The following is a 20,123-nucleotide window of genomic DNA, read 5'->3' as shown; positions in this document are numbered from 1 at the left end:
CCTAAGCCAAACGTTGTTATGTGTGCACTATTCTTTGCACTTGGTTTTATATACGTTATCGACTTTTCGGCCGAATTCAATTTTTAATACGCCATTCTGTGGTACGTAAGCTGATTGCTTTCCTAAGACTTAAAGCAGCTCACACTACATCGTCCAGACGAAACATTACATTAACACCCGACACACATCAGGTATACAACTAAACGCTGATCTGTGAGTTACAATATTTTAATTAAGTTACATTCTCGTTAAAGTTGCATAAGAAGATGTGATTAATTTCTGTTATTTATTTTGCAGTGTGAATTTAATAAATTCTCGCAGACGAAACACCAAATCAATAAGTTGCATATTTAGTCATATTGAGATCAAAAAAAGCAGCCTAATGGCTGCTTTTTCATCAATAACGTTCAGTTACTTCTCTTTAGGCTTTTTACGCTTATCCGTAACTTCCCACTTACCGTCGATGTACAACGCAGTCCAACCGGACGGTTTTCCATCTACTTCAGTACGAACGTAGTTTTCTTTGGTCTTACGACTAAAACGAACCACTGTCGGCTTACCATCAGGGTCAGCAACTGGCGCTGATGCTAGGTATTGGAACTTAGGTGAGATACGGTCTTTAAAACGAACCAGCTCTTCCACTAATGGTGCACGTGTTTCACGTGATTTAGGGAAGTTGCTCGCAGCCATAAATAGACCAGAAGCACCATCACGAAGAACAAAGTACGCGTCTGAATTTTCACATGGAAGTTCAGGGAAATGCACCGGGTCTTCTTTCGGTGGCGCAACTTCGCCATTTTTCAGAATCTTACGAGTGTTCTTACAATCTTCACTCGTACAGTCCATGTATTTACCAAAACGACCGTTCTTCAGAACCATGTCAGAACCACACTTGTCACACTCAACAAGTGGACCATCGTAGCCTTTTACTTTAAATTCGCCGTGCTCAACCACATAACCTTCACAGTTCGGGTTGTTACCACATACGTGCATCTTACGCTTATCATCGATTAGATAAGCATCCATTGCCGTTTCACAAATAGGACAACGCTTTTTAGCTCGAAGTGCTGCTGTTTCAACGTCTTCTTCAAGCACGTTGATAATGCCCTCTTCATCACCAAGGTTGATTGTTGTCTTACAACGCTCTTTTGGTGGAAGTGCATAGCCAGAACAACCAAGGAATACGCCTGTCGAAGCAGTACGAATACCCATTTTACGGCTACAAGTCGGACACTCAATATCGGTTTCCACGATATGATTTGGCTTCATACCACCAGCGTCTTCGTCTAAATCTGCTTTTTCCAAATCGCCAGTAAAGTCTTCGAAGAAGTTATCTAACACGCCTTTCCAGCTTGCTTCGCCTTCTGCGATTTGGTCCAACTTCTGCTCCATACGAGCAGTGAAGTCGTAGTTCATTAGGTCATTGAAGCTGCCGTCTAGACGGTCAGTAACAATTTCACCCATCTTCTCAGCATAGAAACGACGCTGTTCAACTTTTACATAACCACGATCTTGAATCGTCGAGATGATTGATGCGTATGTTGAAGGACGACCAATACCACGCTTCTCAAGCTCTTTAACTAGCGCCGCTTCAGTGAAACGAGCAGGTGGCTTAGTGAAGTGCTGTTTAGGGTCCAGAGCGATCAAATCAAGCTTATCGCCGATCTGAACTGCTGGAAGGATCGTATCTTCGTTCTTACCCATTGGACGCTGAACACGAGTCCAACCATCAAATTTAAGAATACGCCCTTTCGCTTTTAACGTGTACTCATCTGCTTTAACGCTTACTGTCGTTGAATCGTATTGAGCTGGTGTCATTTGACACGCAACGAACTGATTCCAAATCAGTGAATAAAGCTTGTGTGCGTCTGCGTCTACGCCGTTTAGATCTTCCGACTTAACATCTACACTTGAAGGACGAATCGCTTCGTGTGCCTCTTGAGCGCCCTCTTTGCTGCCGTATACAAGTGCTTTAGGTGGAAGGTATTGCGCGCCGTACTCAGAACCAATGTATTCACGAGCGGCTTCTACAGCTTCTGAACTCAAGTTGGTTGAGTCAGTACGCATATAAGTGATGTAACCCGCTTCATACAGGCGTTGAGCCAACATCATGGTTTTCTTTACGCCATAACCAAGACGCGTACTCGCCGCTTGCTGCAGCGTCGACGTGATGTAAGGTGCAGACGGCTTACTCTTTGTTGGGCGGTCTTCACGTTTACATACTTCATATTGCGCTTTTTCTAAAACGCTAACAGCAGCTTGTGTTTGCGCTTCATTTTCAGGTTTAAACGCAACACCGTCTTTCTGCGCTACTTGCAGTCTAAAGTCGGTTTTCTCTGCTGTTTTAGTATCAGCATGCACATCCCAGAACTCTTCAGGGATAAAGGCGTTGATCTCGCGCTCACGCTCTACCAGTAGTTTTACCGCTACTGATTGAACACGGCCAGCGGACAGGCCTCGTGCTACTTTTTTCCAAAGCAGAGGTGACACCATAAAGCCAACAACACGGTCCATAAAACGTCGTGCTTGTTGTGCGTTTACGCCATCAATGTTTAGCTCACCTGGAGTTTCGAAAGCTTGTTGAATAGCATTCTTGGTGATTTCGTTAAAAACCACTCGCTTGTATCGCGTTTCATCGCCACCGATGATCTCACGAAGGTGCCATGCGATAGCTTCTCCTTCGCGGTCCAAATCGGTTGCGAGATAAACATGGTCTGCGTTCTCAGCCAGTTTTTGCAATTCAGCGACGACTTTCTCTTTACCAGGTAGGATTTGGTAGTTCGCTTCCCACTCTTTATACGGGTTGATACCCATCTTTTTGATAAGAGCTTTGCGATCTTTTTCTTTCTTGATACGAGCTTTATCTTCTGGGCTCATACCCTTGGTTGAAACTGCAGCAGCCTTTTGACCAGTACTTTGACCCGCCGTTGGTAAATCACGTACGTGACCTACACTCGACTTAACGACAAAGTCTTTGCCAAGATATTTATTGATAGTTTTAGCCTTGGCTGGCGACTCCACTATAACGAGCGATTTACCCATATTGACTCTAACGTCCTTAATCACGATGCTTCAGCACCAACAATTTAGCTTGTGGGCTTTTACGCATGATATTCTAAATTCATTGCTTCTTTTTTTACTATTGTGCGAGATTACTAGAAGATCAACCGCTTTTTTCAAAATTGGATCTGATCGCTCGACAATTCGACGACTCACAGATAAAAGGGTCACAATATAAAGAAGCTATAAAGTACTCACGAAGAATACTTGCAAGAGCCTATTCATCAGGCATTACGTCTAAACGGGCTCATACTAAGCTTGTCCGCGAATCTAACGCGAGCCCCATTCAATTATTTTTGCCGTAAATCACAAAATAAATTGTGGATGTTTGAAAAGACTCTCTTAATCGGTTGTGAAATCATTGAATTTCTAGTTCGACACCATAAACTCAACGTTATATTCAGTTATCAGAGATAAACTCATGACAAAGAAAGTAATAGCAGAATTTGATTTACTGCTTATCGCAAACCAAATTATCCAATCACATGATGACTACATTGAAGGCATGCGCGCAAACAGCGTAGTAGAAAAAGACGATGTACTCGTCTTCAAAGGTGAATACTTCTTAGACAGCAATGGAATGCCGACCGAGAATACAACCGCGGTATTTAACATGTTTAAATACTTAGCGCACCACCTTTCGAAAGAATTTACAATTCAGCAATAATTAAAAAGCTTGCCATTTAGGCAAGCTTTTTCAGTTCCTGAACCTTTACTGGCTCAGCATTTTCAACTTATCGAAGTAATCAGGGAATGTCTTTGACGTACAACCTGGATCGTTAATCGTCACAGGCGTATCGCTCAAAGCAACCAGTGAGAAACACATCGCCATACGGTGATCATCGTAAGTATCAATCGCCGCGTGAGTCAGTTCTGCTACAGGGTTAACAATGATGTAATCTTCACCCTCTTCCACTTCAGCACCAACTTTGCGTAGCTCTGTAGCCATTGCAGCCAAGCGGTCTGTCTCTTTCACACGCCAGTTGTAGACATTACGGATTGCCGTTGTACCTTTAGCAAACAACGCGGTCGTCGCGATAGTCATCGCAGCATCTGGAATATGGTTATAGTCCATATCAATGCCTTTCAGCTCACCACAACGAGAAATAACATAGTCGTCACCCCATTCGATTTCGGCACCCATTTTCTCAAGCGCATCAGCGAATTGGATATCACCTTGGATACTGTTTTTACCAATACCAGTAACCTTAATCTCACCACCTTTAATCGCAGCCGCAGCAAGGAAATATGACGCAGATGATGCATCACCTTCAACCAAGAAATCACCCGGTGCCGAGTAAGATTGCCCAGTGGGAATAACAAACTCTTGGTAATCATTATTGATCACGTCCACACCAAATTGCTTCATGATGTGCAGCGTAATATCGATGTAAGGTTTAGAAACTAATTCACCTTCAATTTTAATGGTCACTTCACCTTCAGCTAAGGGCGCAGCCATCAAAAATGCCGTCAAAAACTGGCTAGAGATAGAACCGTCGATAGAAACCGTACCGCTCTTCAAACCTGTACCTGTGATCTTCAATGGTGGGTAGTTTTCGTTTTCTAAGTATTCAACGTCGGCACCAGCAGCTCGCAGTGCAGTTACTAAATGGCCAATTGGGCGCTCTTTCATGCGCGGCTCACCAGTAAGAACGTATTCACCGCGACCTAAACATAGTGCAGCCGCCAGAGGACGCATCGCCGTACCCGCGTTACCTAAAAAAAGCTCTAGGGCTTTATCACTTGAGAATACACCACCAACACCCGTTACTTCACAAACAGTTTTGTCTGCAGACAGCTGATAATTAACACCTAGTTGAGTCAAGGCATTCAACATATGGCGAATGTCATCACTGTCTAGCAAGTTTGTTAGGCGAGTGGTTCCCGTTGAAAGTGCAGCCAAAAGAAGTGCACGGTTGGAAACGCTTTTTGAACCTGGTAGGTTAACTTCCCCGTTCACTTTTTGAATTGGTTGTAACGTAAGGCTTTCCATTAAATCTTATAGTCCTTGTACCACCCGAAGTCACTGGCGCGTATTTATTTTCGGGTGATGAATAATTCTTCGTACTTGCAGACTAACGAACTTTTCCAACGAACTCCAGAGCTAATCCCACTCAATTAGGTGATTAATTAGCCAATCAATCGTATTTATATACTAGTACACTAGATCAACTCGAACGCCATCTGAAAAATAGAGAATTCGTACATCATCGCCTCGGTTAAACAGCATCGAGTTATCGACATCTTGGATGATGTTGACCAACTTATCGTCTTTAGTTTTGACCAATAACTCGACCAGTTTGTACTCTACTTTATATTGTGTGTTACCGCGGTTACGAGCAATACCCGCACCTGCTACTGCACCGACAGCTGTCGCTACTTCTTTACCGGTGCCGCCGCCAAACTGGTTACCAATCAAGCCACCAATCGCCGCACCTAACAAGGTTTCCCAACCATTCGCTTTCGATTCAACGATCTCTTGCTGAGTGATGTATCTAACCGTATCAATCTCACCATAAACCACCTCGTTTACTGGTCGAGCTTGGTTTCTGTTGTAAGCTGCATTTGCCAACATGGGCAAAACAAGTAAAATCCAAAGCAACTTCTTCATGGTAAAACTCCTAAAGACCTCTTGGTCAGTGATTAATCTGTAATGCGGTACTTATGACTATATACCTAACCGAACTTGATACTACTAGTATAGAGTTTCCTTCGCCTTTCGACGCGCTTGATGAACCCAACGGTCTGCTCGCCTTCGGTGGTGATTTATCACCAATGCGAATTTTAAACGCTTATAGCCAAGGTATATTTCCATGGTATGGCCCAGGTGAGCCTATACTTTGGTGGAGCCCTGCACCGCGAGCGGTATTTAATCCTAAGACATTCGAACCGTCAAAAAGTCTTAAAAAGTTTCAAAGAAAGCACAATTACCGTGTCAGCATCAACCAAGCGACGGACAGAGTAATTGGGTATTGCTCTTCACTAAGACCCGAAGAAGAAACCTGGCTAAACAATGACATGCAGTCAGCCTACCGCAAACTCGCTTCATTAGGTTTCTGCCACTCGGTTGAGGTTTGGCAAGATGATGAGCTAATCGGCGGACTTTATGGCTTACATAGAGGCCAAGTCTTTTGCGGTGAATCGATGTTCAGCCTAAAGAGCAATGCCTCTAAAATTGCGCTGTGGTACTTTTGTGAACACTTTACACAATTCGGCGGACAAATGATTGATTGCCAAGTCATGAACCCTCACTTGGAATCCTTAGGCGCTATCGAGGTTGATAGGGATGAATTCCTAGGTTCCCTGCAATTACTCAAAGAATTCTCCGTTAACGATGCATGCTTTAAAACCCAATGGCTAAAGGAAATGCCTTAATGAATCCAGATTTACAACAAATCAGAATTGGATTAACAGACAATCACGCTTGCAGCTACTTACCTCACCTCGAAGAGAGAGTGGCGGTCACGCTTGATGAACACATGCACACCTCAGATAACTATGAAGTTCTGCTTGCGAATGGATTTCGCCGCAGTGGAGCAACCATTTATAAGCCACATTGCGATAATTGCTCAGCATGCCAAGCGATTCGGCTTTCTATTCCTGAGGTAAAGCTTTCCAAAAGCCAACGACGAATCCTTAACAAGGGAAAATCACTGCGTTGGGAACTGAAAGATGAGATGGATGACAACTGGTTTGATTTATACAGTCGCTATATCACCGCTCGTCACCGTTCAGGAACCATGTATCCACCAAAGAAAGAAGAGTTTCTACAGTTCTCTAAAAATGAGTGGCTTACTACAAAGTTCATGCATATCTATGATGAGAACAAGTTGGTTGCTATCGCCGTAACCGACATCATGACTCACTGTACAAGCGCATTTTATACCTTCTTCGATCCTGATATCGACATTTCGATGGGAACACTTGGCGTTCTATTTCAGATCCAACATGCCCAGAAAGAACAAAAACAATGGTTATATTTGGGTTATCAAATCGATGAATGCCCTGCGATGAACTATAAAGTACGATTTCAACGTCATCAAAGGCTAGTAAATCAGCGGTGGCAAGGGTAGAATACGCGACAACTTTACATATTTTGATTTTAACGGCACAATCAAGCCGTTGAAAACCGCCAAATTTCGAAAGAGGATTAGATGGCTAAAGAAGACGTAATCGAGATGCAAGGCACTGTCCTTGATACTCTACCAAACACAATGTTCCGTGTTGAGCTTGAAAACGGTCACGTAGTGACAGCACACATCTCTGGTAAAATGCGTAAGAACTACATCCGTATTCTTACTGGTGATAAAGTAACTGTTGAGATGACTCCATACGACCTTTCTAAAGGCCGCATCGTCTTCCGTGCTCGTTAATTTTTAATTATCGACTACGATAAGAAGCGGAGCTTAATGCTCCGTTTTTTATCGCCTAAATTTTTTACCACTCCAACATCTCTCGCATCTCTCGCATCTCTCGCATCTCTCGCATCTCTCGCATCTCTCGCATCTCTCGCATCTCTCGCATCTCTCGCATCTCTCGCATCTCTCGCAAGCATAAAAAAACGCACAACCGAAGTCATGCGTTTTATATTTAAACTTTCGAGTTATCAATCACTTCGTTAGTGCATAACCTCTTCTTTAGCACCGACATAAACAAAGTCTAGGTCATCTTTCTTCAGGGATACCTTCACAGTACCTCCGTCGACTAAACTACCAAACAATAACTCATTTGCCAGTGGCTTCTTAAGCTTGTCTTGAATAACACGTCCCATCGGACGAGCACCCATGGTCTTATCGTAACCTTTGTCTGCTAACCAATGGCGAGCATCTTCAGAAACCTCTAAAGATACGCCACGAGCATCCAGTTGAACCTGAAGCTCGACAATAAACTTATCAACAACTTGACTAATCACAGTTGGATCAAGGCTGTTGAACCAAATGATATTATCGAGACGGTTACGGAACTCAGGAGTAAATACCTTCTTGATTTCGCCCATCGCATCTGGCGCATGATCTTGTTGGATCAGGCCAATCGATTTCTTCTCCGTTTCAGCTACACCAGCGTTAGTCGTCATCACTAAGATCACGTTACGGAAATCCGCTTTACGACCATTGTTATCAGTTAGCGTGCCGTTATCCATAACCTGTAGCAACAAGTTAAAGATATCTGGGTGAGCTTTTTCGATCTCATCAAGTAACACAACAGAGTGCGGGTTCTTGATTACGGCGTCAGTTAGCAGACCACCTTGATCGTAACCAACATAACCAGGAGGAGCACCAATCAAGCGGCTCACAGAATGGCGCTCACCGTACTCAGACATATCAAAGCGTAGAAGCTCAATGCCCATCAATTTAGACAGTTGAACTGTCACCTCGGTTTTACCTACACCAGTAGGACCAGCAAACAAGAATGAACCAACTGGTTTATTGTCTGCGCCCAATCCGGCACGGGTCAGCTTAATCGCTTCACTCAACACATCGATTGCAGGATCTTGTCCGAATACCAACATTTTCATGCGGTCATCCAGTTTCTGTAGCGTGTCTTTGTCTGAAGACGATACTGACTTCTCTGGAATACGAGCCATTTTCGCAACCATTGACTCAATGTCCGCCACGCTAACCGTCTTCTTACGACGGCTTGCTGGTGCCAAACGGCTACGAGCGCCCGCTTCATCGATTACGTCAATGGCCTTATCAGGAAGGTGACGTTCATTAATGTATTTAGCTGACAGTTCCACCGCTGCACGCAACGCTTTGTTGGTATAGCGCACTTCGTGGTGAGCTTCGTATTTTGGCTTCAAGCCAATCAGAATCTTGGTAGTGTCATCTAGCGATGGTTCAATAATATCGATTTTCTGGAAGCGACGAGCTAGCGCACGCTCCTTCTCAAAAATACTGCTGTACTCTTGGTACGTTGTTGAGCCGATGCAACGTAATTTACCACTGCTTAGTAGTGGTTTAATTAAGTTTGCCGCATCAACCTGACCACCAGAAGCAGCGCCAGCACCAATAATGGTGTGGATCTCATCGATGAACAGAATCGCATCTTCTTCTTTCTCTAGTTGCTTAAGAATCGCTTTAAAACGCTTCTCAAAATCACCACGATACTTCGTTCCTGCTAGCAGCGAACCAATATCCAGAGAATAAATCACGCTGCTCTGAATGATTTCAGGCACTTGCCCTTCAACGATACGCCATGCTAAGCCTTCCGCAATGGCAGTTTTACCTACACCCGCTTCACCCACTAACAGAGGGTTGTTCTTACGACGACGACACAGAACTTGGATAGTACGTTCTAGCTCTTTGTCACGACCGATTAGTGGGTCAATATTGCCCTGCTTCGCTACTTCGTTAAGGTTAGTAGCAAAGTTTTCTAAACGGTCTTCGGAATTCGCTTCTTCAGCATTTTCTGCACCACCAAATGAATCAGATGATGAAGGACTGTCTCCTTCATTGCTGGCTTTGGTAATACCGTGTGAGATGAAGTTAACAATATCTAAGCGGCTAATGTCATTTTTCTTAAGAAGATATGCCGCGTGAGATTCTTGCTCACTAAAAATAGCCACAAGTACGTTAGCACCTGTTACTTCGCTGCGACCTGAAGATTGAACATGAAAAACAGCACGCTGAAGTACTCGTTGAAAACTCAGCGTAGGCTGGGTTTCGCGAGTCTCGTCGCTTTCAGGGATAAGTGGAGTCGTTTGATCGATAAAAATATCGAGCTCATTGCGAAGAGCATCGAGATCAGCCTGACAAGCTTGGAGCGCTTCCTTGGCCGCATCATTTTCTAATAATGCTAGTAGGAGGTGTTCGACAGTCATGAATTCATGTCGCTTGTCTCGCGCACGAGCAAATGCGCCATTTAAACTCGTCTCTAATTCTTTATTTAGCATAAGTACCTCCTAAGGGAACAACAGTGTTGTTCGAGCAATTTATACTTGCTCCATTGTACATAGTAGCGGATGCTCATTTTCCTTTGAGTACATCGTGACCTGCGCTACCTTTGTTTCCGCTATTTCAGCACTGTACGTACCGCATATAGCTTTACCTTCATAATGAACCTTGAGCATCACTTCCGTTGCTTTTTCGATATCTAGTGAGAAGAATCGCTCTAGGATCTCGATTACAAAGTCCATAGGCGTGTAATCATCGTTATTTAATACAACGTTATACATTGCCGGTGGCTTTACTTTTGTCGCTTCTTTCTCCAGTAAATCTGAGCCTGGAGATGCCCATTCAAAGTTTCTGCTCATATCGCTTTGCTAAGGGTTATTTTTCGGAAGTCGTGAGTGTTTACCTAACTTAAATTTACCACATTCACGCTTTACGGTGTACTAAGAAACTGCACCGAGAAACAGTACCAAAAAATATTCCTCTATTACTGAGCCTAATCCACCATTTCCATCGCTGCAAATAAAAGATCTCGATTAACAGGATTAACATATGTGATTGATTAAAAAGACACCATAACTATTGATACTGACGATAAGATCACCGCTAAGTTACTATTTAGTTAATAGTTTGCAGTTAATCTCGAATGTGATTTGTTATTAAAATTGATCAATTTTATACCAATTTGCTATTGACTGTGCTCAATCATTAGCTACATTGGAGCTAAAAGGTTTTTTAATACATTTTTGCAACATGATTTAAAACCAGTAACACGCTTTAAAAATTAACAATAAGGAATAATTACGCAGGGTAGCGTTAATTTCCGTAAGCAATGTATGAGATTCAAGCTATCAGCTGAAATTCTTTAGCTGGTAAGAATGATATCAATTGAACTTACAACTATTGATATAACAACGTTAGTAACAAAATGCATGAGGGATGTATAGCATGGCTACAGGTACAGTAAAATGGTTTAACAATGCCAAAGGGTTTGGCTTTATTTGTCCAGAAGGTGAAGACGGCGATATTTTCGCGCACTACTCCACAATACAAATGGAAGGCTATCGAACCCTAAAGGCTGGTCAGCAGGTCGACTATGAAGTAGAAAGTGGTCCTAAAGGCTCGCACGCTAGCTCCGTTGTTCCTGTAGAAGGCAGCGCCGCAAAATAGGCGAAGCCAACTCATGTTAACCTCCATCAATCGTCATTAACGGCTGACAGGTAAACAGAATATTGAAACCGCTCATTTAATGCCTGTAATACAGGATTACGTGAGCGGTTTTTTCGTTCCGGGATCTCTAAAGTTGCTCACTGGACAATCAGTTCGAGAATCTATTCTATTAAACTAGGTCTTAGGAAGTATTAGAAAGAAAAAAAGATGCTTTAACGTTATCGTTAAAGCATCTTTCATTTTGACTTTATCTATGACTTAGCTGTTAGGCCAAGTAACTCGTTAGCAAATCACGTTCATGGCTGACTAACGATGAGTCCAATCACTATGCATCAATAAATGCGTTTAGTGTTGAGCTTGGACGCATTAGTGTTGAAACCAGTGCATCATCAAGTAGGTAGTAACCACCTAAGTCGCCAGCGACACCTTGAGCGTTGTTTAGCTCTGCAACAATAGCTTCTTCACTTTCAGCCAGTTGACTTGCCACACCTGCGAACTCAGCAGCAAGATCAGCATCAGCCGTTTGCTCAGCAAGCGCCTTAGCCCAGTATGCCGCTAGGTAGTAGTGGCTACCACGGTTATCAAGCTCTCCTACTCGGCGTGAAGGGGACTTGTTGTTGTCTAGGAATTCACCCGTTGCTTTATCAAGCGCGTCCGCTAGAACTTGTGCCTTAGCGTTACCCGTTACTACGCTCAGGTGCTCTAGAGATGCCGCTAGTGCCAAGAATTCACCTAGAGAATCCCAACGTAGGTGGTTTTCTTTCTCTACTTGTTGTACGTGCTTAGGAGCAGAACCGCCAGCACCTGTCTCAAACAGACCGCCACCGTTCATTAGTGGAACAATCGATAGCATCTTAGCTGATGTACCAAGCTCTAGAATCGGGAACAAGTCTGTTAGGTAATCACGTAATACGTTACCTGTAACCGAAATAGTATCGAGGCCTTCTTTGATACGAACCAGTGAGTATTGAGTCGCTTCAAGTGGAGCAAGGATCTTAATTTCAAGACCATCAGTATCGTATTCAGGGAGGTACGCTTCAACTTTCTTAATAAGCTGAGCATCATGCGCGCGTGACGCATCTAGCCAAAATACCGCTGGGACACCCGATGCACGAGCACGAGTTACCGCAAGCTTAACCCAGTCTTGGATTGGTGCATCTTTAACCTGACACATACGGAAGATGTCGCCTTCCTCTACGTCTTGCTCTAGAAGCACAGAGCCTGAAGCGTCAACAACTTGAACCTGACCAGCAGCTTCAAGGATAAAAGTCTTATCGTGAGAACCGTACTCTTCAGCTTTTTGAGCCATCAAGCCAACGTTTGGTACGCTACCCATCGTTGTTGGATCGAACGCGCCGTTCTCTTTACAGAAATCAATAACCGCTTGGTAAATGCTCGCGTAGCTGCGATCTGGGATCATAGCTTTGGTATCTTTTTGCTTACCTTCTGGATCCCACATTTGACCAGAAGAACGCAACATTGCAGGCATAGAAGCATCAACAATGATATCGCTTGGAACGTGTAGGTTAGTAATACCACGATCCGAGTCAACCATCGCTAGTGGTGGTTGAGTCTCGTATACCGCTTGTAGATCAGCTTCGATTGCCTGTTTTTGCTCTTGAGGAAGCGATGCAATCTTCGCGTATACATCACCGATGCCGTTGTTAACATCCACACCAAGCTCTTCAAATAGCTGACCGTGTTTAGTGAATACGTCTTTATAGTAAACCTTAACCGCATGACCAAAGATCACAGGGTCAGATACTTTCATCATCGTCGCTTTCATATGAAGAGAAAGCAGTACACCTTGCTCTTTAGCCGACGCTATTTCTTTCTCGAAAAACGCAACCAAAGCGGCCTTGTTCATCACTGACGCATCAATGATCTCTTTATCTTGCAGTGCAAAAGCTGGCTTCAATGTTTTCTTCGCGCCATCTTTGCCAACGAATTCAATGCTAACTTCCGTAGCACCTTCAATGGTTACTGATTTTTCGCTACCGAAGAAGTCTTTGTCGTCCATACTTGAAACGTGCGACTTAGAATCTGCAGACCATGCACCCATTGAATGTGGGTTTTTCTTCGCATAGTTTTTTACTGAAAGTGGAGCGCGGCGATCCGAGTTACCTTCACGTAGTACAGGGTTTACTGCACTGCCTTTGATTTTATCGTAAGTCGCTTTAACGGCTTTCTCTTCGTCGGTGTTTGCTTCTTCTGGGTAGTTTGGAAGTGCGTAGCCTTTTGACTGTAGTTCTTTGATTGTTGCTTGCAACTGAGGCACAGATGCAGAGATGTTTGGAAGCTTGATAATGTTCGCTTCTGGTGTCTTAGCCAATTCACCTAGTTCTGCTAATGCATCACCAATGCGTTGCTCTTCGTTCAAATAATCAGGGAAGTTGGCAATAATGCGCCCTGCAAGTGAAATGTCGCGAGTATCAACGTTAATACCAGAAGAAGCTGTAAAAGATTGAATGATTGGCAGCAGAGAGTAAGTTGCTAGCGCCGGAGCTTCGTCTGTAATGGTATAGATGATCGTTGGTTTTTCAGTAGGCATGAAATTTCCCTATAGTTCTTACAAGCTCACTTAAGTAGTGAGAGTGTTATAAATTGACCAGTAAGCCACTCAAAGAGTGAAAACTGCTTACTCGATAGTCGTACTCTATCTTATTTTTCATGCAATCTTGATGACAGCATGAACCAAATCCGTGAGTGCGTTGTTATAATAAAACACGAAGGTATAATTAAACAAATCAGGCTTAAGAGTCCATCAACTTGTTCTATTTTGTGTCATTTAGGCGCGCAAATGATAGCTCAATTCCGTTTCAGTGAAAACTTTTCAGCACACTTCGTTTACATTTTTGCAAGGTAGTTAACATGTCTACTCGCTCACGCAGCGCATCTCGTTCAGACAAACCGGCTCGTTCTGGTGCAACATTAAAACAAAGCGGTAATAGACAGAGCCGAAGCAGCGATAAAAATAACACTGGCAGTTCGCACATAAAGCCACACTCCAGTAAGCACCGATATAAAGGTAAATCAACCAACACAAAACCTAAGGTGGCAATCGAAGATCGCAAAGTGATTCTGTTCAATAAGCCTTTTGATACTCTCAGCCAGTTCACTGATGGTGAAGGGAGAAAAACGTTAGCGGACTTTATTCCCGTAAAAGATGTTTACGCGGCGGGTCGACTTGATCGCGACAGCGAAGGTTTAATGGTATTGACCAACGATGGCATCTTCCAAGCTAAATTAACTCAACCAAACTCAAAATCCCCAAAGACTTACTGGGTACAGGTTGAAGGTGCACCTTCTGAGGAAGATTTAGATAAATTGAGAAAAGGCGTTGAGCTAAAAGACGGTATGACGCTGCCAGCAAAGGTGGAGTCAATGGCAGAACCTAAGGTGTGGGATAGAAACCCTCCAGTCCGCTTCAGAGCCGCGATACCGACAACATGGCTAGCTATCACAATCATTGAAGGGCGTAACCGCCAAGTAAGACGAATGACAGCCAATATCGGCTTCCCTACCCTGCGTCTTATCCGCTATTCAATGGGCAACATGAATGTGGGTCAGCTACAGCCTGGTGAATGGAAAGAAATCTAAAATCACACAGCCTACAATATCTAAATTGCCGCTAATAGAGCGGCTTTTTTATATCTACTGATAAATCGTAGATACAAAAAAGCCAGTCATAAGACTGGCTTTTTTCAACATTTAACAATTACTAATTAAGTAACTATTAGAAGCTGTAGAATGCAGCAGCGAATACGTAAGTTTCTTCGTCGTTACCGTCACCAGCATCTAGGTCTTGAAGGATATCGATACCCATGTCTACGCGGTCGTTAAGCGTGTACATTGCTGCAACGTTGATGCGAGAAACATCTTTATCAGCTTGGCCGTCTTCAGTCGTAGAGTTAGCGTTGTAACCAGCAGCAAGAGTTAGTTGCTCAGTTACTGGGTAACCAGCAGAGATGTAATAGCCAACAGTTTCTAGGTTAGTAGTGTTTTTACCAACTAGGTCACTTGCGTCACCTTCGTTGATCCAGAAGTTAACACCTAGGTCTAGTTCGCCAACTTTAGAGTTACCAGATACAGAGTAAACTTGGTAATCAGCTTCGTCACGAGTTTCGTAGCCACCGTATACATTTACGATTTCACTTTCGTAACCAACGTAACCATTCACACCTTTGTCAGCTTTGTCATGATCATCATCAGTTTCGAAGTAAGAGATACCGTAAGCAATACCAGAAGTAGCACCTTGGAACTTAACTACGTTGAATGCGTCAGATGCGTCACCAGCAGAAGAACCGAACTCGTATGTATTGTCGCCTGCGCCATCTACTTTATCAAGAGCAGTATCATTTTCCCAACCGAAAGATGCAACACCAAAACCAGTGTCAAAACCTAACCAAGCTTTATCTACGTCAGTACCGAATTCGTTCTTAACGTCCCATGGGTTTTTCTTATCGTCTGTAGTCCAGTTAAGTTCGAAATCAGTCTCGAAGTAACCTACTAGGCGGTTGTTTTTGTAGCTAACTGCTAGAGTAAGAGCTGTTGCCCAGTCATCGTACATAGCGTTAGTTTTAGTGTCGTAGTAACCACCAAGACCAAGTGAACCAGAAACAGAGAACTGCTCTTTGTGCATTGGGTCAAATTCGAATGTTGGTTTTGCGTTTTCTAGGCCCACGTTCGCGAAAGCTGAAGTTGAAGCTGCTGCGATTGTTAGAGCTAATAGAGTCTTTTTCATAATAAATCCACTGCCTTTTCTAAGAATGGGAGATCCTTGCCCGGTTCCCTTTTTTTATTTTTTGTGACTGGTCATTACCACTCTTTGTTGGTTAATCACCGTCACTAAATTTCGAGGTCTAGATTGCAAAAGATTATCCTGCGTGTCAAATAAACTAAAAACAAACCTAAAAAAAACACAAACCAATCAAAATCAAACACTTACATTTTTTTTCATCATTTTACGAGCAGCTTATCCTTAGTTTTATCAGCAAATATAATAATCCAAAAAATGTAACAAATAGAATTTAACTCCAACAACAACTCAAATAACAGCCCATCAGTAGAATTTAACACCTATAGGTCAGTGTTTTTTAAAATTTATATTTCACAACATAAATAAAAACGTTAAGTTCCTGATGGTTCAGTTTTTTTTTGTGAACAAGATCTACCTTTGATTCAAAAGCAAGCTATTTTGCGGTAAATGTACCGACTAGTGATATGTGCTACTATCCTCGCTCCGTTACGTAGGTCACAGTATGCTAACTACTAAAATTCAAAAATCTATTCGCACCAGTTATCAAAACCTCCAAGATCAGTTGGACAACTTTGTACCTCGACGTGCTCAAAATTACCTTGTTGCAGAAATAGCGAAGACACTTTGTGGTCAATACCACAAAAGTAATCGCATGATTGTTGCAGAGGCAGGAACAGGGATTGGAAAATCGCTGGCTTATTTAATGGCTACTATTCCAGTAGCAGTGCTCAATAACCGAAAAATAGTTATTTCAACAGCGACAGTTGCGCTACAAGAACAGCTCGTTAACAAAGATCTCCCTCTATATAGAAGACTGACTGATAGAGAGTTTTCTTTTATATTAGCTAAGGGCAGACAGCGTTATTGTTGTTCCGAAAAGCTAGCTGCTGCTTGTGGAGTTGATGGTGGTCAAATGGCCATGTTCGAATCTAAGCCAAAAAAGAAAGATATCGACCAACTTCAAACTATGTACCGTAGCTTGACTCAAGGTAAATGGGATGGTGACCGCGATTCGTGGCCAAAACCTATCGACAATATGATTTGGCAGATGATCGTCAGTGATAAGCATAGTTGTAACAACAGCATGCCAACTCACAGAGATTGCCCTTTCCAAAAGGCACGTTCAGAGCTAGATAAAGCAGACGTTATCATCGCTAACCACAGTTTGGTAATGGCAGATGCTGATCTAGGCGGCGGTGTAATACTGCCCGAGCCAGAAAATAGCATCTATATATTCGATGAGGCTCACCACTTACCGCATGTCGCGAGAGATCATTCTTCCGCTGCTGCGAGCTTAAAAGGGGCCGCTTCATGGTTAGAGCGTTTGAATCAATCAATCACTAAGCTTTCAGGCCTAGCAGACGAGAAGCGCGTCCATCGATTTAGAAATGAACTGCAAGACTCAGTGCAACAGCTGATCCCTACTCTGACTCAAATGTGCAAACAGTTTGACGCTAACCACTTTGAGGACGGCCTGTACCGCTTCGAACATGGTGACTTACCTGAGTGGCTAGAGAATGAATCTAAAGATCTCAAGCAACTCACACAAAAGGCGAGCCAAGCCGTTGCGAAGATTGCAGACCTAATTGCAGAGCGAGTTAAAGACGGAGAGCTTTCAGCAAAGCTAGCAGAGCCTGCGCTTGCGGAGATTGGCTTCTATATACAAAGAACAGAAAACCTTGCTCAGGTTTGGCGCTTAATGGCCGAACCTAAGCGCGAGAAAGGGGCTCCTTTGGCTCGTTGGCTTGAACTGAATAAAGAAAGCGAAGGCGATTTCGTTGTTAATGTTTCTCCACTAGAGGTGGGTTGGCAACTGGATCAGCAGATCTGGAGCCGCTGTGTTGGTGCAGTGCTCGTTTCGGCAACAATGAGAGCGCTCAACTCTTTCAGCTTTTTCTGCCATCAAGCTGGTATCAGCCAAAAAGCAGAAGATGGCGTACAATTTTTGGCTTTGGCATCACCGTTTGATTACCAGAAGCAAGCTGAGCTGATAGTGCCGGCAATGAAGTACGAACCACAAGCACCTCAGTTTACCGAATATCTTATTGAAATTTTGCCTAAGGTAATTGAAGACAAAAAAGCCAACCTCGTTCTATTCTCTTCTTACTGGCAAATGAACAAAGTTGCAGAGGCTTTAGCAACAGATTTCGTTAAAAAGTCATGGGCATTGCAGGTTCAAGGTGATACTTCACGAACTGAAATCCTAAAAAAACATAAAAAACTCATAGACCAAGGTAAAACCAGCGTTCTTTTTGGAACAGGCAGCTTTTCTGAAGGTCTTGACCTACCGGGAGAGCTTCTAGAAAACCTGGTTATTACCAAGATTCCTTTTGGGGTTCCTACCTCTCCTGTAGAACAAGCACATTCAGAATATATTGAATCACGTGGTGGTAATCCGTTTATGCAGATTACTGTTCCAGAAGCGAGTAAAAAGCTTATTCAATCTGTGGGTAGACTGCTGCGTAAAGAACGAGATTCTGGTAAAGTCACGATCCTTGATAGACGCATAGTAACGAAGCGATATGGAAAGTCCTTACTCGATTCACTACCGCCTTTTAAAAGAACAATAAAATACTAATTTCCCTGCCCTTGAGGTAGTTATGGGCCTGTCATCGCTAGGCCCTTGCATTCACAACCCAACATGACTAATCCATCGATTCTTCATGTGGCTGCCCTATCAGCCGATAACGAGAACACTAGCTATTTATGGAAATGATTGAGCCAACCATGTTGGTCATACTTGCTCTGGTTGCATTTGCAGCAGGCTTTATTGATGCTGTCGCAGGTGGCGGGGGGATGTTAACTGTTCCAGCTTTGCTGTCACTTGGCCTCCCCCCACACATTGCATTAGGCACTAACAAGCTTGCAGCGACTTTCGCTTCATCTACAGCTGCATTCACTTACTACCGTAAGAAGCTGTTCAAACCTGAGTGTTGGATCAATGCATTCATTGCCACATTAATCGGTGCAACCATCGGCACCCTTACTGTTGATGCTATTAGCACAGAGTGGTTAGAGAAGGTATTGCCGTTAGTCATTCTTGCCGCAGCGGTCTATACCATTTTTCATAAGACACCGAATGCCAATCACAACGTGTCACCTAAGCCTTGCCCCGTACTTAAGAGAAAGCAAAAGTATCAAGGGTTCATTCTCGGATTTTATGATGGGGTTGCCGGCCCAGGAACTGGCGCGTTTTGGACGGTAAGCTCTATGGCGCTTTATCGCTTAAATATCTTACTTGCCTCTGGTCTATCCAAAGCCATGAACTTTACCAGTAACTTTACCTCTTTGGTGACCTTTGCGATTCTTGGTCATATTGATTGGGTTCTAGGTTTAACTATGGGTCTTTGTTTGATGGCCGGAGCGTTTGTTGGTGCTCATTCTGCTATTCGTTTTGGTGCTACATTTATACGACCTGTGTTTGTTACTGTAGTAAGCGTACTTGCAATTAAACTGGCATACGAAGCTTGGTTTGTTAACTTATAGGCCGTAGCCAACGGGAAGTGAAATGAATCAATTTTCAAAACTCAAAAGTGTCATTGATACCTTAATTGGCCATTGCTCTCAGGTTGATAAATCCCGAGGTGCTTATCATCAAGCCCTATTCGATAGAGCCTTATTCAAGTGCGGCGCCTCTGTTTTGCTTCCTTATGCACTTGAAACTCAGGCAACGTACCGCACCATTGTACGTGAACAAACCACAAATCAACTGACCGCGTCCAGAGCTAACTACCTGACGGAAAAGCTGACAAATCAGATTGCAGCAATCCAAAGAGAGTTAGCTAACCATGATTTACGCTTAGACCGAAAAAGTAAGTCAGGGAAAACCCTTAACGACCTATACAACGAACTCGCTCAGCACCAAGATTGGCAAAAGCGATTAATCGATTTAGTACGAGTACGAAAGTTAGCGTTTGATTCTGCGCCTCGCCACAGTAAGAAAAAGGCGGAAGAGACTTGGCAGTTAGCAAAAGAACGATTAGAACGCTGTGAAGACTCAATGAAAAATATTGAGAGACTGATTAACTTAGAGAACCCTAAGCGAAATGAACACTGATAACACACCATCACCACTGGATAACGCACCAGAAGAAGTTAAGTTAGCTGTCGACCTGATCTATCTGCTCGAAAGTAACGAAATCGATCCAAAAGTCGCGTTAGAAGCAATCAAAATTGTCCAGCAAGATTTACAATCCAAAATAGCATCTAGCATCTAGCATCTAGCATCTAGCATAAAAATATAC

Annotated in this window: 17 protein-coding genes; 10 read left to right on the top strand and 7 right to left on the bottom strand. The window is 43.2% G+C overall.

Translation table 11 applies throughout. The features are described 5' to 3' along the window. Nucleotides 1-411: 411 nt before the first annotated feature. On the bottom strand, nucleotides 412-3,042 hold the full coding sequence (topA, locus tag QQ041_RS04950; protein WP_017062103.1) for a type I DNA topoisomerase: 2,631 nt from the start codon (nucleotides 3,040-3,042) through the stop codon (nucleotides 412-414). 439 nt (nucleotides 3,043-3,481) lie between these two features. Between topA and QQ041_RS04945 the strand changes: the two genes are divergently transcribed. Beyond that, the gene (locus tag QQ041_RS04945; RefSeq protein WP_017062104.1) at nucleotides 3,482-3,727 is read left to right on the top strand and encodes a YciN family protein; all 246 of its coding nucleotides are present in this window, start codon (nucleotides 3,482-3,484) and stop codon (nucleotides 3,725-3,727) included. A gap of 45 nt (nucleotides 3,728-3,772) precedes the next feature. Here QQ041_RS04945 and aroA read toward each other — a convergent pair whose 3' ends face one another. Together aroA and QQ041_RS04935 are read right to left on the bottom strand one after the other, a co-directional pair. After that, a complete protein-coding gene (gene aroA, locus QQ041_RS04940; protein WP_146492188.1) occupies nucleotides 3,773-5,053 on the bottom strand; it encodes a 3-phosphoshikimate 1-carboxyvinyltransferase in 1,281 nt (426 codons plus the stop codon). A gap of 162 nt (nucleotides 5,054-5,215) precedes the next feature. Next, the gene (locus QQ041_RS04935) at nucleotides 5,216-5,671 is read right to left on the bottom strand and encodes a glycine zipper 2TM domain-containing protein (RefSeq protein ID WP_004736438.1); all 456 of its coding nucleotides are present in this window, start codon (nucleotides 5,669-5,671) and stop codon (nucleotides 5,216-5,218) included. 53 nt (nucleotides 5,672-5,724) lie between these two features. Between QQ041_RS04935 and aat the strand changes: the two genes are divergently transcribed. The 3 genes from aat (at nucleotide 5,725) to infA (ending at nucleotide 7,433) form a co-directional block, all read left to right on the top strand. Then, nucleotides 5,725-6,435 carry a leucyl/phenylalanyl-tRNA--protein transferase gene (gene aat / locus QQ041_RS04930; protein WP_285953234.1) on the top strand — a complete coding sequence of 237 codons (711 nt, stop codon included), beginning with the start codon at nucleotides 5,725-5,727 and terminating at the stop codon, nucleotides 6,433-6,435. Continuing rightward, complete coding sequence (locus QQ041_RS04925; protein WP_060982347.1) at nucleotides 6,435-7,133, top strand: arginyltransferase; 699 nt, start codon at nucleotides 6,435-6,437, stop codon at nucleotides 7,131-7,133. The genes aat and QQ041_RS04925 overlap by 1 nt, the downstream gene beginning before the upstream one ends. 81 nt (nucleotides 7,134-7,214) lie before the next feature. Next, nucleotides 7,215-7,433, top strand: a complete 219-nt coding sequence (infA, locus tag QQ041_RS04920) for a translation initiation factor IF-1 (protein ID WP_001040192.1) — start codon at nucleotides 7,215-7,217, stop codon at nucleotides 7,431-7,433. 245 nt (nucleotides 7,434-7,678) lie between these two features. On the opposite strand, the gene clpA is transcribed toward infA, so the two are convergent. After that, nucleotides 7,679-9,952, bottom strand: coding sequence for an ATP-dependent Clp protease ATP-binding subunit ClpA (gene clpA, locus QQ041_RS04915; RefSeq protein ID WP_019824423.1), 2,274 nt, complete (start codon nucleotides 9,950-9,952; stop codon nucleotides 7,679-7,681). Nucleotides 9,953-9,991: 39 nt separating this feature from the next. Continuing rightward, nucleotides 9,992-10,312 (bottom strand): ATP-dependent Clp protease adapter ClpS, encoded by a 321-nt coding sequence (gene clpS / locus QQ041_RS04910; protein ID WP_004737430.1) that lies wholly within the window; start codon nucleotides 10,310-10,312, stop codon nucleotides 9,992-9,994. Nucleotides 10,313-10,898: 586 nt separating this feature from the next. On the opposite strand from clpS, the gene cspD reads away from it, so the two are divergent. Continuing rightward, nucleotides 10,899-11,120 (top strand): cold shock domain-containing protein CspD, encoded by a 222-nt coding sequence (gene cspD, locus QQ041_RS04905; protein ID WP_004736548.1) that lies wholly within the window; start codon nucleotides 10,899-10,901, stop codon nucleotides 11,118-11,120. 325 nt (nucleotides 11,121-11,445) lie between these two features. On the opposite strand, the gene QQ041_RS04900 is transcribed toward cspD, so the two are convergent. Next, entirely contained in the window at nucleotides 11,446-13,671 is a 2,226-nt protein-coding gene (locus tag QQ041_RS04900; protein WP_285953233.1) for an NADP-dependent isocitrate dehydrogenase, read from the bottom strand. Nucleotides 13,672-13,991: 320 nt separating this feature from the next. On the opposite strand from QQ041_RS04900, the gene QQ041_RS04895 reads away from it, so the two are divergent. Next, the gene (locus tag QQ041_RS04895; protein ID WP_146492191.1) at nucleotides 13,992-14,720 is read left to right on the top strand and encodes a pseudouridine synthase; all 729 of its coding nucleotides are present in this window, start codon (nucleotides 13,992-13,994) and stop codon (nucleotides 14,718-14,720) included. Nucleotides 14,721-14,856: 136 nt separating this feature from the next. Here the strand turns inward: QQ041_RS04895 and QQ041_RS04890 are convergent, their stop codons facing one another. After that, entirely contained in the window at nucleotides 14,857-15,864 is a 1,008-nt protein-coding gene (locus QQ041_RS04890; protein ID WP_285953232.1) for a porin, read from the bottom strand. A 517-nt stretch (nucleotides 15,865-16,381) separates the two neighbouring features. On the opposite strand from QQ041_RS04890, the gene dinG reads away from it, so the two are divergent. The 4 genes from dinG (at nucleotide 16,382) to rsmS (ending at nucleotide 20,096) form a co-directional block, all read left to right on the top strand. Next, nucleotides 16,382-18,457: an ATP-dependent DNA helicase DinG gene (dinG, locus tag QQ041_RS04885; protein WP_285953231.1), complete on the top strand. Its 2,076-nt coding sequence runs from the start codon at nucleotides 16,382-16,384 to the stop codon at nucleotides 18,455-18,457. 128 nt (nucleotides 18,458-18,585) lie between these two features. Further along, a complete protein-coding gene (locus QQ041_RS04880) occupies nucleotides 18,586-19,365 on the top strand; it encodes a TSUP family transporter (RefSeq protein ID WP_146492194.1) in 780 nt (259 codons plus the stop codon). Nucleotides 19,366-19,387: 22 nt separating this feature from the next. Continuing rightward, the gene (locus tag QQ041_RS04875) at nucleotides 19,388-19,936 is read left to right on the top strand and encodes a primosomal replication protein (RefSeq protein ID WP_060982339.1); all 549 of its coding nucleotides are present in this window, start codon (nucleotides 19,388-19,390) and stop codon (nucleotides 19,934-19,936) included. Next, on the top strand, nucleotides 19,926-20,096 hold the full coding sequence (rsmS, locus tag QQ041_RS04870) for a pleiotropic regulatory protein RsmS (RefSeq protein ID WP_285953230.1): 171 nt from the start codon (nucleotides 19,926-19,928) through the stop codon (nucleotides 20,094-20,096). Before QQ041_RS04875 ends, rsmS begins: the two co-directional genes overlap by 11 nt. The last annotated feature ends 27 nt before the right edge of the window (nucleotides 20,097-20,123 follow it).

It is taken from the genome of Vibrio sp. TMPB1044 (assembly GCF_030442075.1).
GTDB classification, from domain to species: domain Bacteria; phylum Pseudomonadota; class Gammaproteobacteria; order Enterobacterales; family Vibrionaceae; genus Vibrio; species Vibrio satsumensis.
This window is presented reverse-complemented; position numbering and strand designations above follow the sequence as displayed.